Consider the following 15,260-nt stretch of genomic DNA (forward strand, 5'->3'; position numbering starts at 1 on the left):
GTGCGAGGTGCTCGATACGTTACGCCGTCGTGATCGAGCCAGCCGCAGGTACGGATCGTGCCGCCCGGGATGCGATCTGATCTTCCGAGTATCCCAGCTCGCGCAGGATCTCCGCGGTGTGCTGTCCTAGCGAGGGCGCGGGTACCGGATGCCGCAGGGCAAGCCCTGCCGTGGCGAACGGACTGACCAGATGCGGTATCCGTCCCTCCTGTGGGTGGTTGAAGTAGTCGATCGATCCGCGTGCGCTGACGTGCGCGAGATCCATCGTATCCTGCGGGCTGCACACCGGGCAGATCGCGATGCCGGTACGCTCCATGTGCGACAGGATCTCGGCCCATGTATACGACGCGCAGTACTCTGCCAGTGCAGCGCGGTACGCAAGCCCGCGCTCGCCGTGCGTGCTCAGGCGATCGGCCGGCGACTCGTCGGCGTGGACGAGGTCCAGGCGACCGATGGCGGTGCAGAACTCCTTCCATATCTTCGTTTCAAGCAGCGTCACCGCGGCGTATCGCCCATCCTTCGTCCGGTAGGTCGAGTACCTCGGATTGCCCCCGAAGGCTTCCATCCGCGGCTCACCCGACCCGCTGGCTGCCCTGGAAAACGCCGAACTGAGCGGAATGAGGCACAGGTCGAGCAGGGCTTCGAACATCGCCAGATCGACTTCGCAGCCCTCGCCGCTCCTGGCACGGCGGGCGAGAGCGGCCTGGATGCCGATCACCGCGTAGAGACCTCCGGCGAAGTCGGCCGCCTGCAGGCCGGGCACTGGCGCCGATCCGTCGGGGGCGCAGCCCATCAGGCCGGTCATCGCCTGGATCACAAGGTCATGGCCGGCTACGTGGGACAGCGGCCCGGTCTGTCCGAAGCCGCTGATCGAGCAGTAGATGATGCCCGGATTGATCGCCTTCGCGTTGCCGTAGTCGAGGCCCAGCTTGCGCATCAGCCCCGGCCGGAACGACTCGACGACGACGTCGCAGTGTCCGATCAGCCGGCGCGCCTGTTCCTTGCCCTGTTCGCTGCGCAGGTCGATCTCGATGCTGCGCTTGTTCGTGTTGACCGCATGGAAATAGACACTGTTCTCCCGGTAACGAGGATAGCTGTGGCGGCTGGGGTCACCCGTGACCGGCTCTTCGACCTTGATGATGTCTGCCCCCAGTGCGCCGAGCATCTGTGTGGCGAAGGGCCCCGGCAGCAGCCGGCTGAAGTCGGCGATGCGCACGCCGGAGAGCGGAAGGTTGCCGTTCATGTTTCCAGGTCTTTCATGTCGTTGAATGGTCTTCTCCGAGCCGGGCCATTCGGGTCGGTACCGATACCGGGATGCCGAACGGGGCTGCGAACACGTCGATCATGCAATGTCCGAGCGGTGCCTGCACCGAGTGCAGCGAACCGCGGGCAGCCAGTGGCGGCTGCTTGAGTACTTCGCCGGCTTCGAGCACCGGCACTGCTGCGATGCCCGACCCTGTCAGCGCCTGTACGAGTGCAGCCCGCGTGAGGAGCGACTCGGCGGGCACCTCTGCCGAGGCGGCCACTACCCAGCCATCGCGCGCGCGCACCATGCGGGTCGGTGGTAACGCGTCCCCGTCGGCCCAGGCCAGGTGCGTGAGCCAGGCGATGGCATCGACCATCGCGATGTCGACATGCTGCGCCTGTCCCGTACGGGCAACGGCGTGCAATGCCGCGATGATCCCGGTGGCGGCGAAGTGGCCGGTCAGCTGGTCGGCGATCGAATAGCCGATGCGAAGTGGTACCGACCCGTCGCCCACCGCCGACGCCAGCCCTCCGTGGCCCTGGATCACGGTATCGAGCGCCGGCAAGGAAGGGCCGTCGCTGCCGTATCCCGAAATGGCGCAGTACACGATGCGCGGGTTTCGCCGCACGACCGGGTCGATGCCGAATCCGAGCCGCTCGACCGCGCCCGGCCGCAGGTTGTGCAGGAATACATCGGCCCGATCGAGGAGGGCCCAGAGTCGCTGGCGGTCCTGCTCGTTGCGCAGGTCGAGGCAGAGCGAGCGCTTGCCGGCATTGTAGTTGGCGAAATAGCCGCTCACACCGTCGAACTGGGGTTGCCACTGCCTGCATGCTTCGCCATCCGGCGATTCGATCTTCGTCACTTCTGCGCCGAGGCTGGCGAGTCCGAAACCGGCCAGGGGCCCGGCCGCATACACGGTCAGCTCTACCACTCGAGTGCCCGAGAGCGCATGCCGTTGCGCGCCGGGCTGCTCGGCGCAGGCCGGTTCGGGCCGCCGCGGCCTTGCCGGATCCAGGCCGACTGGCCGGATGCGCACGGGTACCCGCGACACCGCCTCCGAGCGATAGCGCTCGACGCTGCCGCTGGCCTGCAGCACGCGGTCCGAGGCGACCTCCCCTAGAGGGACGACCGGCCCCACCGGCACGCCAGACGCGCCAAGTGCCTCCAGCAGGTCCCGGACGGTCCGGCTTTGTGTGCGGTCTTGCAGCAGCCGGTCGACGTCAGCCCGGTTCGCAAGGCGCGCCGAACGCGTCGCATAGCGTGGATCGCGGGCGAGCGCGCCCTCACCGATCGACTCGACGATCGCGGTCCAGTGCTCGTCGGTGGCCGAACAGATCAGTATCCAGCCATCGAGCGCGCGATAGGCATTCCACGGACAGCACAGAGGATGACCACAGCCGGAGCGGAATCCGCTGTCCTGCCCGCCTTGCAGCAGCGATACATGCGACCTGAGCTGGTCGGCGACAATCTCGACCAGGCTCAGGTCGATCATCTGCGACTGAGGTGAAAGGAGCGACGCCACCACCGAGATGCTGGCGATCACCGCGGCGCTCGATTCGCCGATCGGCACGCGTGCAAACTCCGGCTCGCCCTCGGGCTCGCCGGTCACGGCCATCAGCCCGCCCAATGCCTGTATCAGGGCATCGGTGGCTTCTTCGGGAAGGTCCGGGTGCCCCAGGCCTTGCGCGGAAATACAGCAGACGACCGACGAGGGGACATGGCCGCGAGCGGCCGACGGCGGGGCGGCAGGATCATTCAGGCGGTCGATGGTTGCGCGCAGCATGCCAAGCAGTGGATCCGAATCTCCGCCCGAGAGCAGGACGACGCGCGCGATCGAAAGCGCCTCGGACCACTGGAAGTCGTCGGCCTTGACGCGTGTCTTGCCTCCGATCAGCAATCGCTCGAGCGCGGTGGGTGCCGATGCGACCGTCGCCTCATCGGCAGCCTGTTCGACCCGGATCACTCGCGCCCCCAGGCTGGCAAGCAGGAAGCCGCAGGCACTGACCGACAGCCTGCCGGCGCGTTCCACGACGACCAGGCCGGTCAGCGGGCCATCGGGGCGCTCGATCATAGTGGCCTTCAACGCCGTGCCAGCCGCTTGTAGAGATGCGAGCGCGAGATGCCCAGTTCACTGGCGGCCTGCTTCTTGTTTCCGGCGCAGCGGATCAATGCGTCCTCGATCATCTTCAACTCGACATCCTCGAGGGTCTCGCGTACGTGCGACATGGTTCCGGAGTGGATCGGTGCGCGGCGCGGCAGGTCGTCGGCACCGATGACATTGCCCTCGCTGAAGATAGCCGCCTGCTCGAGATCATGCTGGAGCTGGCGAATGTTGCCTGGCCAGGGCAAGGTTCGAAGCACGGCACACGCCTCGGGCGAAATGTCCTTGGCCATGCGCTCGTTGCGCTGCGCGAAGGCCTTGAGGAAATGCCCGGCGAGCAGCGGGATGTCCTCCAGCCGCTCGCGCAGTGGCGGCAGCCGCAGCACGACCGTGCTGATCCGGTAGAACAGATCGAGCCGGAAACGACCGGTGCCGACCAGTTGTTCGAGGTCGCAGTGGGTGGCACTGATCAGCCTGAAGTTGGACTGGGTGCTGGTCGATCCGCCGACGCGTTCGAACTGTCCGTCCTGGAGCACCCGCAGCAGCTTGACCTGCACCTCGATCGGCATGTCGCCGATCTCGTCGAGGAACAGCGTCGAGCGATGCGCCATCTCGAAGCGGCCGTGGCGACCCTTGCGGTCGGCCCCCGAGAACGCGCCCGGTTCGTACCCGAACAGCTCGCTCTCGACCAGCCCCGAGGGCAACGCCGCTGCGTTGACCGACACCATGGGCTTGCCGTGGCGCGTGCTCAGCGCGTGAATCGCGGTCGCCGCGAGCTCCTTGCCCGTGCCGCTCTCTCCGATCAGCAGGACCGGGACATCCAGTGGTGCCACGCGCTCGATGTCCGCCTTCAGTTTGCGCACGGCACTGCTGGTGCCCACGATCTGGTCGACCATGCTGCCGCGAAGCCTCATGTCGGACAGTTCCCGGCGGTAGTACGCGACCTCGGAGCGCAGCCTCGTCACTTCCCGCGAGAGGTCATGCACGGCCTCGGGGGCCTTGAACATCACCTGACCGATCGCACCCACCGTTTTCGAACCCGAGACGATCGGAATACGGCTGACGACCCGGGCCACGCCGCGCATGCTCTGTACCTGGCCGATCTCGGCCTTTCCGGTGCGCACTACTTCATGCAGCCTCGTGTTTTCGATGATGTCGGTCACGTGGCGCCCGAAACCTTCGCCCGGTGCGAGCCCGAAGAAGCGCGCATGGACGGGGCTGATGTAGCGAACGCAGCCGCGGTCGTCCACCACGGTCATCGCTTCATACGGGCTGCTCAACAGATGCTCGAAAATCGCATAGGCGAAGTCGACACTGGCAACGAAGTCGAACAGCGCGTCCTCCACGCCTGCCTGGTGGGCGAAGCGCACCGACGTGTCGTGGCCGGCGCGGTACATGAGTATCAACCGCTGGCCGTCCACTTCGACCACGTTCATGTCCGCGGGCTGCGAGGGCTGCCACGCAAGCGCGGCCTCGCGTACCCTCGGGTTCTCCATGAGATCGCTCACATGCAGGACCAGGCCCTGTCGATCCGTGACCAGCACGCCGATGCCAGACCGCCGATGAGACATCCTTTCCTCCGCCCCGGCGCCCGCGTCCTTATCGAGGACACTGTATGTCACCGTGTCCTCAATGAGAACACGGACACGCCACGGTTCGCAAGCCGTTCCTAGGGCGCGCGTACGGCGACACCGGTGGCATGGGCCTTGCATTATCGCAAGCCATGTCCAAGACCACTGCCTCGCCGTTGCCGCTCGACTCGTTGCCGCCACCTGCCCCGGCGGGCGAGGGTCTGCTCCGGGGGGTTCGCGTACTCGACCTGACAACATCTGTTGCGGGGCCCTACGCGACCATGATGCTGGGCGACATGGGTGCGGAGATCATCAAGGTCGAGCGGCCGGGCCGCGGTGACGACGCCCGTGCATGGGGGCCGCCATTCCTCGATGGTGAGTCGCTCTGGTTCCTCAGCGTGAACCGCAACAAGCAGAGTTTCACCCTCGACTATGCATCCGAGGCGGGTCGGGCCGTACTGCACGACCTCGTCCGGCACGTCGATGTCGTGGTGGTCAACCTGGTCGAACGGGTCCAGCGCAAGCTCGGCATCGATTACGCCGCGCTCGCCGCAGTGCGCGCCGACCTCGTGCATGTGTCGATCACGGGGTTCGGCCTGTCTGGACAGCGCGGCGATCTTGCCTGCTACGACCTCATTGCCGAGGGCTACAGTGGCGTGATGGATCTCACCGGCGAGGCCGATAATCCGCCGCAGAAGGTTGGTACGCCGGCCGCCGACCTGGTGTCGGGCATGGACGCTGCCTTCGCCGTCGCCAGCGCGCTGTTCGACCGGCGCGCAACGGGCCGCGGCCATCAGATCGACATCGCCATGGTCGAGAGCATGACCCGCTTCATGTCGCCTCGCATCGTCCCCTACCTCGGCTCGGGTCGCGTGCCGGCGCGCTCCGGGGCCAGGGACAGCGTCATCGCCGTGTATCAGGTTTTCGACACGTCGACCGAACCGCTCACGCTCGGCCTGGGCAACGATGCCATCTGGAAAAGGTTCTGGCAGGCGATCGGCCATCCTGAATATGCGGGCAACGAAGCGTATGCGAGCAACGCCGGGCGACTCGAGCACCGGTCGCAGATCGTCAGCGACATACAGCAGATCCTGAAGACTCGGCCGCGCGATCATTGGCTGTCGCTGCTGGCGCCTGCCGGCGTACCGGCTGGCCCGGTAAACCGTGTCGACGAGCTGGTGCACGACGAAGAACTGGTGGCCCGCGGCCTGTTCTACAGCGCGTCGGCTTCCGATGCCCGGCGCGTTCCCCAGGTGGGGCTGGGCATCGGCGTCGACGGCAACCGTTCGACCTACCGCAGCGCGCCGCCCCTGCTGGGCGAGCACACTGCCGCGCTGCTTGGAGACCTGCTGGGTTACGACGACAAGAGAATCTCCGCACTTCGCGAGGCCAACGTCATATGAGCTACGAAACCATACTTTATGAAGAACAGGGTCCCATCGGCTGGCTGACGTTGAACCGCCCGGACGACGGCAACATGTTCACCGCGCAGATGTGCCACGAGATCCGTGACTGCATCGACGACATGCGCCGCGAGACGCGAACCCGCGTGCTGGTGATCACGGGGGCAGGCGATCGATTCTTCTGCATCGGCGGCCGCAAGGAAGGAATGGAAGACACGACCCTCTACGCCGGAATGCTGCCGACGCTGGAGATCTACGAAAGCATCGAGCGGCTGCAGAAGCCTGTCATTGCCTCGGTCAACGGCTTCGCGGTCGGTGGCGGCCAGGTGCTGCAGGTGATGTGCGACATTACCATCGCCAAGGAAAGCGCCGTCTTCCGGCAGGTCGGGCCGATGATGGGCAGCTTCGACGCGGGGTACGGAACGTGGTATCTCGAAGACCTCGTCGGCAAGAAGAAGGCCAAGGAGATGTGGTTCACCAACCCCAGGCTGTCGGCCCATGAAGCGCTCGCGCTGGGCCTGATCAACAAGGTCGTCCCGGACGACCAGCTGCGCGAGGAAACCACGCGCATGGCCATGGAGATGTGCGAACGCGGCGCGTTCGCGCTGGCAGCGGTCAAGGCCGCCTTCACCGCAAGGCATGGCGGGGTCGGCGGGCTTGCACGGGTGAGCCACGATCTGCTGCTGAGGCTCTACCTCGAGACGGACGAATCGAAGGAACTGGGCGAAGCGTTCCGCGGCAAGCGCAAGCCCGATCCGGACAAGATGGGCCACTGACGCAACGCATCATGACCACGCTGCTGACCCTGCACGATCCTGCCGTTGCGCGCGCGTACTACGAAGCGGGCCACTGGCGCGACGACACGCTCTATTCGCTGCTGGAAAAGCATGCGCTCGAACGCCCCGACGCCTTCGCACTGCGCGACAGCCGCGTCCGCCTCACATGGCGCACGCTGCTGGCTCAGGTCGACCGCCTGGCGGCCGACCTGCACGGCGCGGGCTTGCGCCGCGGCGACCGGGTGGCCATCTGGTTGCCCAACCGGGCCGAATGCGTCGTCATCATGCTCGCCTGCTCGCGCAACGGATATGTGTGCAATCCGTCGCTGCACCAGAACTACACCGGCGCCGACGTGATGTCGCTGCTCGAACGCACGGGCTGCGCGGCCCTGTTTGCGCAGTCCGAGTACGGGGCCGATGGCGAGCGCTTCGACATCTTCGCAGCCGTCGAGGGCCTGCCGAAGATGAAGCGGTTCTACCGCTTCTCGAAAGACCGGGATGCAGAGACGCCACTGCCATCGACCGGCGGCGACCACGCCGTCGATGCGCCGCCCGTGGACACCAACCCGGACAAGGTCTGCTACCTCGCGTTCACCTCGGGAACTACCGGTGCCCCGAAGGGTGTGATGCACTCGGATAACACGCTTCTGGCCAATGCCCGCGCGATGGTCCACGACTGGGGCCACGACCCTTCCACGATCCTGTGCTCGCTGAGCCCGCTGTCGCACCATATCGCCACGGTCGCCGTACTGCAGTCGCTGGTGGCCGGTTTCGAGCTGGTGATCAACGATCCGCCCGCGGGCGTCAAGCCACTCGACTGGATCCTGCAAACCGGCTCGACCTACGTGATGGGCGTGCCGACCCACGGCATCGACATCCTGGCCGAAGCGCGCCGCAGGGGCCTGCAAGACCTGGGTGCGGTACGCATCTTCTACATGGCAGGCGCGCCCATTGCGCCGGAGCTTTGCCATGGCTTCCTCGACATGGGCATTTCCACCCTGAACGTGTACGGCATGACCGAGAACGGCTCGCACCAGTACACGCTGCCCGACGACCCGGTCGAAGTCGTTACCGGTACCTGCGGACGGGCCTGCGCGGGGTACGAGACGCGGCTGTGGAATGCCGAGAACCCCGACCTCGAAGCCGCCCCCGGCGAGATCGGCGAAATCGGCACGCGCGGCGCGCTGCTCACGCTCGGCTATTTCGACAACCAGTTCGCCACCGAGTCTTCGTTCAACGCGAGCGGCTGGTTCATGAGTGGCGATCTCGGCCGGCTCGACGCGCATGGCAACCTGCAGATCGTCGGCCGCAAGAAAGACCTGATCATTCGCGGTGGCCACAACATCCACCCCGCGCACATCGAGAACCTCGCCATGAAGCACCCCGACGTGCTGAAGGCGGCGGCGTTTCCGATCGCCGATGCCCGGCTGGGTGAGCGTGTCTGCCTCGCAGTGATTCCATGCAACGGGGCGCAGATCGACGCCCAGGCGATGCTCGAACACCTCGATGCCGCCGGCCTGTCGCGCTACGACATGCCGGAGTACTGGGTGACCCTTGAAGCCTTTCCGCTGACCGCCAGTGGCAAGGTGCTCAAGCGCGAACTCATCGAGATGACCCGCACAGGTGCCATCGTCGCGCAGGCGATCCGGCGCGCTGCTGTCCGTGCTGCTACCGAGGCCTGATGCCATGTCGATCGAACTGACGCGCATTGAAGAGTTCGCCCTGATCACGATCAATCGTCCGCAGGCGCTCAACGCGCTGTCGTTCGCGCTGATCGCCGACCTTGGCGCTGCGATCGACAAGGTCGCTGTCACCGATGCCCGTGCGCTTCTCATCACCGGCAGCGGCCCGAAGGCGTTCTGTGCGGGTGCCGACATCAAAGAGCTCACCGGGCGGTCGATGCAGGCCCAGTATGACGGTGCGGTCTTCGGCCAGACGACATTCGCCAGGCTCGATCGCCTTCCGATGCCATCGATCGCGGTCATCAACGGGTTTGCCTTCGGTGGCGGCCTGGAACTGGCGATGGCATGCACGTTCCGGCTTGCAACGGCCAACGCGAAGATGGGGCTGCCCGAAGTGCGGCTCGGTCTCATCCCCGGCTATGGCGGCACGCAGCGACTGTCGCGCCTGATCGGCGAGTCGCGCGCGATGGAGATGATCCTCACCGCGCGCACGCTCACCGCCAGCGACGCGCTGCAGGTCGGTCTTGTGAACCGCCTCATCGGCGCCGATCCGCTCGCCGAGGGCATTGCCTTCGCACGCGAGTTTTCCGGCTTCAGCCTGCCGGTACTCGCGCTCGCCCGGTCGGCGATCTCCCGAGGAATGGACCTGCCGCTTCAGGACGGCTTGAGGCTGGAGGCCGATCTGTCGACGCTGGCTTTCCAGACGCAGGATGCGGCCGAGGGAATGGATGCATTCAGCGCGAAACGCAAGCCCGAGTTCAAGGACCGATAGCCGTGCATATGCCGACGCATGAACGGGTGGTTGCAGTGACCGGCGCGAGCCGTGGCATCGGCGCAGCGATCGCCGTCGAACTGGCGCGCCGCGGTTTCACGGTCGCCTGCCTCACGCGCAAGGGGATGGGCGTGGAAACGCCGGTGCCGGCGGGGTTGGCCGGACGCCTGCTCAGCGTGCAATGCGACGTGACCGATGAGCAAAGCCTCGCCGCAGCATTCGAGCGCGTCGCCCGTGAGGCCGGGGGGCTGCATGCACTGGTCAACAATGCGGGCATCCATGTCGAGTCGCCCAGCAACCAGATGACTTCGGAAAGCTTCGAGCAGGTGATGGCCACCAACACCACTGCGGTGTTCGCTGCCTGCCGGCTGGCCTATCCGCACCTGCTGAAGGCCGGCTCAGGCATGATCGTCAACATCGGGTCCTTCTTCGACCGGATCGGTGTCAAGCGCAACCTTGCCTACTGCGCGTCGAAGGCAGCGGTTGGTGCCATCACCCGCTGCCTGGCCGTCGAGTGGGCCAGCAAGGGTATCCGTGTGATCGACATCGCGCCCGGCTACATCCAGACCGACCTCAACCGGGCAGCGCTCGAGAGCGGTCCGCTCCACGAATACCTGAAGCGGCGCATCCCCGCGGGGGCGTCCGGTACCGCAGAAGACGTGGCACGGCTGATCGGTGCGCTCCTGGCCGAAGACATTCCCTTCCTGACGGGCGAGACGATCTATCTCGACGGCGCACAAGGCATCGCGCACTGACATGAACGCGCTGACCCGGCTCGATCGCACGATCAATCTCTCCGAAGACGAGCAGATGCTGCTCGAAAGCGTGCGCGCGCTCGCACGCGATCTGATCGCACCGAACGCGCAGCAGATCGACCGAACGGGCGTCTTTCCCCAGGACAACGTCGACGCGATCAACGCGCTGGGCCTGAACGCCATGTTCATCCCCGAGGCCTATGGCGGTGCGCCGATGTCGTATACCGCCTATCTCGAGTGCGTGCGAGAACTGTCCAGAGCCTGTGCGTCCACGGGCGTGATCTGGGCGACCAACTTCCACGCGATCAAGCCATTGATCGACTTCGGAACCGAAGAGCAGAAGCAGCGGCTGCTGCCCGTGATGGTCGAGGGTGGCCTTGCTTCCCTTACGATCACCGAGCCATCGGCGGGCTCCGACGCCACCGGCATGCGCACGTCGTTCACGCCAGATGGCGACGAGATCGTGGTCGACGGTTCCAAGATCTTCATCACGAACGGCGCCCATGCCGACCTCTATCTGGTCTTCGGCAAATGGAGCACGATCGAAGACGGCAAGGCAGCCATCTCCGCGTTGATCGTCGAGAAAGGTACGCCAGGGCTGTCGGTGGTCCGCGAGGAAGACAAGATGGGCCTGCGCGCCTCGAGCACCGCCGCCCTCAGCTTCGAGTCGTGCCGCGTGCCGAAGGCAAACCTGCTGGGTGCGCCCGGTGACGGCCTGCGCATCCTGCTGGCCTCGCTCAACAAGTCGCGCCCGAGCGTGGCGGCCCATGCCCTGGGCATCGCGCGCGCCGCCTTCGAGGACGCAGTCGCCTACATCAACGAGCGGCGGCAGTCCGGGCGCCGTATCGTCGAATTCCAGGGTATCCAGTTCATGCTGGCCGACATGGCCACCGACCTGGCCATGTGCGAGCGCTGGCTGTGGCATGTCGCGGCGCTGGTCGACGCCGAAGCGACCGACTTCGGCATCGAAGCGTCGATGCTCAAGTTGCGGGCGTCCGACCTGGCCATGCGTATCACGACCGATGCAGTGCAACTGTTCGGTGGCTACGGATACATCCGCGACTATCGCGTGGAACGCTTGATGCGCGATGCAAAGATCACCCAGATCTGGGAAGGAACCAACCAGGTCCACCGCCAGCTGATCGGGCGGAGTTTCATGCAGAAGTAGCTGCAGGTCGACGCCGGCCCAGAAAGCATCCACGGGAGCAACAGACTCCTGGCCGGTCCACGCGAACGCTGGAGGAGATCACAGATGGATCATCTGAAGACATCATTGCTGTTTGCAGGGCTTATCGCTTCGACCGGTTGTCTGGCCCAGGCGCCCGCATTCCCTTCAAAACCGGTGCGGATCATCGTACCGTACGCCCCCGGCGGTTCGACCGACGTCGTCATGCGAACCATCGCGCCGCGGCTGGCGGACGACTTCGGACAGCAGGTGGTGGTCGACAACCGGCCGGGCGCATCCTCGACCATCGGTCTTGACCTTGCGGCAAAGTCCGCGCCGGACGGGTTGACCTGGGGCGTGCCGAACATCGCGTTCGGTGCCAACCCCAGCATGATCAAGAAGATGCCGTTCGATTCCGAGAAAGACCTGATCCCGGTCACGCAGGTGTCCGTGGTGAGCATGGTCCTGGTGGTCAACTCGGCGCTGCCGGTACGCTCGGTGAAGGAACTGCTGGCCCTGGCCAAGGCGCGCCCCGCGCAACTGACGTTCGGGTCTGCGGGAAACGCCACGGCAAACCACCTCGCGGCTGGCCTGTTCATGCAGCGGACCGGCGCCGACATGGTCCATGTGCCCTACAAGGGTGGCGGACCGGCCGTGGTGTCGCTGCTCGCGGGAGAGACTTCGCTGCTGTTTGCCACGATCCCCGCAGCCCTCCAGCACATTCAGAGCGGCCGGCTGCGCGCGCTCGGCGTGACCCGTGCGCGCCGCGCGGCCATGCTGCCGGATGTCGCGACCGTCGCCGAGTCGGGTGTGCCCGGTTACGAAGCCATCGAGTGGAATGGCGTGATGGTGCCGGCCGGCACGCCGATGCCGGTCGTTCGGCGTATTCGTGACGCGGTCGCGAAAGTCCTGGCTCCCCCGGAAATGAGGGAGCGCCTGCTGGCCGTCGGCGCCGAGGGCGTCGGCAGCACACCCGAGGAGTTCGCCGCCTTCATCCGCACCGAACTTGCAACCTGGTCGAAAGTCGTCCGCGAGCTTCAGCTGAGCGCGGACTGACCGAGCCGCAGAAAGAGGAAAGGACGCAGCAATGAGCGACATCCGGACCGTCGGCATCGCCGGCAGCGGAACGATGGGTGCCGGCATCGCCATCGTCGCCGCCCGTGCAGGCTTTCGCACGATCGTCTACGACACCCGCCAGGCGGCGCTGGACCGCGCTCGCAAGCAGACCGAAGGCTTCTTCGCGAAATCGGTCCAGCGGGGCAAGCTGACCCAGGCAGAGGTCGACGCCATCCTTGCCCGCCTGGAAGGCACCACCGAGATCGGTGCCATGGCCGAATGCGATATCGTCATCGAGGCCGTGTTCGAAGACCTGCAGACCAAGCACGCGGTGCTGCAACAGCTCGATTCGGTATGTCCGGCCAGCACGCTGTTCGCGTCGAACACGTCGACCCTCGCGATCACCGAGATCGCGGCAGGTTCAGGCCGCGCCGATCGCGTCGTCGGCATGCACTTCTGCCTGCCAGCGCAACTGATGAAGCTGGTCGAGATGTCGCCCGGCATCCGCACCAGCAGCGACACGTTCGACGCCGCCTGGGCGTTCTGCAAGGCGATGGGACAGACCCCGGTCAGGACCCGAGACAACCCCGGGTTCATCCTCAACTACTTCCTGGTGCCGTTCAACAACGATGCGATACGCCTGGTCGAATCGGGGGTGGCGCAGCCGCGCGACATCGACCTCGCCATCAAGCGTGCACTGGGCTACCCGATGGGCCCGCTGGAACTGCTCGACCTGGTCGGGCTCGACACGCATCTGCTGGTTGCCGAAGCGCTGTTCGCATCGACCCATGAACCGCGCGCCGCGGTGCCTGCACTGGTGCGCAGGATGATCGCGGCCGGGCACCTCGGGCGCAAGACCGGCCAGGGGTTCTACACCTACGAGACCAACGCGATGTTCGGAGGCTGAACCGATATGCCCTACACCATCCTGTCCACCGGACCCAGCCCCGCGTTCGCGGCCGACCACCCACTGCTGACCGGCGGCGCTGCACAAGGCGAGGTGGTTGTCATTCTCGGGCCTGGCGCGGGCGCGGCGGCCATGGCCCTTGCCCCAGCCAGCGACCGCGTCGCGGTGCTGGTCGAACTCTGCACCGAATGCCTGGGCGAGTACACCGGCGAGTCGCGTGGGCAGGAGGGATCCTGCGTCGTGGGCTTCTCCCGCTTCCGGCTTGGCGACCTGCCGCCGAGCAACCTGGTCGAACTGGTGCGCCAGCCGGCCACGCCTGACGCAGTCATCGAGGCTGCACGCAGCGTGCTCGAATCGGCCGGGCTCGAAGTCGCCGTGTGCGGCGATTTCGTCGGTCGTATCGTCGACCGCCTCGTACGTCCCTATTACAACGCTGCGCTGCGCCGGCTCGATGAAGGCCTGGCCACGGCCGACGACCTCGACACCACGCTGCGGCTCGGGCTGGGCTATCCGCAGGGTCCGATCAAGTTGCTGGAAGACAGCGGGCTGGCTGCGCACTGGCAGGTCTCGCAGGCCCTGTTCGAGCAGACGGGCGACACCGGCTACGCGCCGGCGCGCCGTGCGACGGTCGCCCACCGCCGCCGTGCCGGCTCGACGCAGGACGGGCCCGCATGACGCACTCGAGACCCCTCCGATGAGCCAGCCACTGAAAGGCCTGCGCGTGCTCGACTTCAGCACGCTGCTTCCGGGACCACTCGCCAGCCTCATCCTCGCCGAGGCTGGCGCCGAGGTGATCAAGATCGAGCGTCCGGGCCGCGGCGACGAGATGCGCTCGTATGTGCCGCGCTTCGGCGATGACAGCGTCAACTTCGCGCTGCTCAACCGCGGCAAGCGCAGCGTCGCCATCGATCTCAAGGCCGCCGGTGCGGTCGATCGGCTGGCACCGCTGATCGCCTCGGCCGATGTCGTGCTCGAGCAGTTCCGTCCCGGCGTGATGGATCGCCTGGGCCTGGGCTACAGCGCCCTGAGCGCCGTCAATCCGCGCCTGATCTACTGCGCGATCACCGGCTACGGCCAGCACGGACCGCGGGTGGATGTGGCAGCGCACGACCTGAACTTCATCGCCGAGGCAGGCATGCTCGGACTGTCGGCCGGTGCCGACGGTGCGCCGATCCTCCCTCCAGCGCTGATCGCGGACATCGCGGGAGGGACTTATCCCGCCGTGCTCAACATCCTCCTCGCGCTGCGGGAACGTGACCGCACCGGCAAGGGAAGCCGGCTGGACATCGCCATGGCCGACAATGTCTTCACGTTCATGTACTGGGCGCTGGGCAATGCGCATGCCGCCGGCCAGTGGCCGCAGCCGGGCGGCGAGCTCGTGACTGGCGGCAGCCCCCGCTACAACATCTACCGCACACGCGACGATCGATTCATCGGGGCCGCGCCCCTGGAAGACAAGTTCTGGGCGACGTTCTGCGAGGTCGTCGGCGTTCCGACCGAGGCCCGCGATGACGCACGCGATCCGGCGGCGACGCGCGCCTGCGTGGCCGCGCTGATCGCGCTCGACACGGCCGACGGCTGGCGTGCGCGGTTCGAGGGGCGCGAAGTGTGCTGCTCGGTGGTGGCGACGCTGGCCGAGGCCCTCGCTTCTTCGCACTTCGCCGCGCGCGGCATCTTCTCGCGTTCACTGCAAGGCGATGGGCGTGCCATTGCCGCCCTGCCGGTACCCGTCGACGAGGCGTTCCGTGCCCCGGTGCTCGACGCCGGTTACCCGGCCCTGGGTGAAGGCAATTACCTGCTTGCCCCCGGGCATGGTTCCCCATGAG

The 15,260-nt window shown here is 66.4% G+C and carries 13 protein-coding genes; 10 read left to right on the forward strand and 3 right to left on the reverse strand.

What is annotated here, in order from left to right:
- Positions 1-19 precede the first annotated feature (19 nt).
- From ING98_03930 to ING98_03940, 3 genes are read right to left on the reverse strand one after another with little or no spacing between them, the layout of a single operon-like run.
- Positions 20-1,243 (reverse strand): CoA transferase, encoded by a 1,224-nt coding sequence (locus ING98_03930; GenBank protein ID MCA3100998.1) that lies wholly within the window; start codon positions 1,241-1,243, stop codon positions 20-22.
- Positions 1,244-1,256: 13 nt separating this feature from the next.
- Positions 1,257-3,329, reverse strand: a complete 2,073-nt coding sequence (locus ING98_03935) for a CoA transferase (GenBank protein ID MCA3100999.1) — start codon at positions 3,327-3,329, stop codon at positions 1,257-1,259.
- Entirely contained in the window at positions 3,326-4,918 is a 1,593-nt protein-coding gene (locus ING98_03940) for a sigma 54-interacting transcriptional regulator (protein ID MCA3101000.1), read from the reverse strand. The genes ING98_03935 and ING98_03940 overlap by 4 nt, the downstream gene beginning before the upstream one ends.
- A 152-nt stretch (positions 4,919-5,070) precedes the next feature.
- On the opposite strand from ING98_03940, the gene ING98_03945 reads away from it, so the two are divergent.
- From ING98_03945 to ING98_03990, 10 genes are all read left to right on the forward strand, one after another.
- Positions 5,071-6,321 (forward strand): CoA transferase, encoded by a 1,251-nt coding sequence (locus tag ING98_03945; protein ID MCA3101001.1) that lies wholly within the window; start codon positions 5,071-5,073, stop codon positions 6,319-6,321.
- The gene (locus ING98_03950; protein MCA3101002.1) at positions 6,318-7,097 is read left to right on the forward strand and encodes an enoyl-CoA hydratase/isomerase family protein; all 780 of its coding nucleotides are present in this window, start codon (positions 6,318-6,320) and stop codon (positions 7,095-7,097) included. Before ING98_03945 ends, ING98_03950 begins: the two co-directional genes overlap by 4 nt.
- Before the next feature lie 11 nt (positions 7,098-7,108).
- Entirely contained in the window at positions 7,109-8,779 is a 1,671-nt protein-coding gene (locus ING98_03955) for an acyl--CoA ligase (protein ID MCA3101003.1), read from the forward strand.
- Between the two features lie 4 nt (positions 8,780-8,783).
- Complete coding sequence (locus ING98_03960; GenBank protein MCA3101004.1) at positions 8,784-9,551, forward strand: enoyl-CoA hydratase/isomerase family protein; 768 nt, start codon at positions 8,784-8,786, stop codon at positions 9,549-9,551.
- A gap of 8 nt (positions 9,552-9,559) precedes the next feature.
- The gene (locus tag ING98_03965; GenBank protein ID MCA3101005.1) at positions 9,560-10,306 is read left to right on the forward strand and encodes an SDR family oxidoreductase; all 747 of its coding nucleotides are present in this window, start codon (positions 9,560-9,562) and stop codon (positions 10,304-10,306) included.
- Between the two features lies 1 nt (position 10,307).
- On the forward strand, positions 10,308-11,474 hold the full coding sequence (locus tag ING98_03970) for an acyl-CoA dehydrogenase family protein (GenBank protein MCA3101006.1): 1,167 nt from the start codon (positions 10,308-10,310) through the stop codon (positions 11,472-11,474).
- A gap of 84 nt (positions 11,475-11,558) precedes the next feature.
- Positions 11,559-12,527, forward strand: a complete 969-nt coding sequence (locus ING98_03975; protein ID MCA3101007.1) for a tripartite tricarboxylate transporter substrate binding protein — start codon at positions 11,559-11,561, stop codon at positions 12,525-12,527.
- Between the two features lie 31 nt (positions 12,528-12,558).
- The gene (locus ING98_03980; GenBank protein ID MCA3101008.1) at positions 12,559-13,434 is read left to right on the forward strand and encodes a 3-hydroxyacyl-CoA dehydrogenase family protein; all 876 of its coding nucleotides are present in this window, start codon (positions 12,559-12,561) and stop codon (positions 13,432-13,434) included.
- A 6-nt stretch (positions 13,435-13,440) separates the two neighbouring features.
- A complete protein-coding gene (locus ING98_03985) occupies positions 13,441-14,109 on the forward strand; it encodes a 3-hydroxyacyl-CoA dehydrogenase (GenBank protein MCA3101009.1) in 669 nt (222 codons plus the stop codon).
- Positions 14,110-14,128: 19 nt separating this feature from the next.
- The gene (locus ING98_03990) at positions 14,129-15,259 is read left to right on the forward strand and encodes a CoA transferase (protein ID MCA3101010.1); all 1,131 of its coding nucleotides are present in this window, start codon (positions 14,129-14,131) and stop codon (positions 15,257-15,259) included.
- The last annotated feature ends 1 nt before the right edge of the window (position 15,260 follow it).

The sequence above is a fragment of the Rhodocyclaceae bacterium genome, assembly GCA_020248265.1.
Classification (GTDB): domain Bacteria; phylum Pseudomonadota; class Gammaproteobacteria; order Burkholderiales; family CAIKXV01; genus CAIKXV01.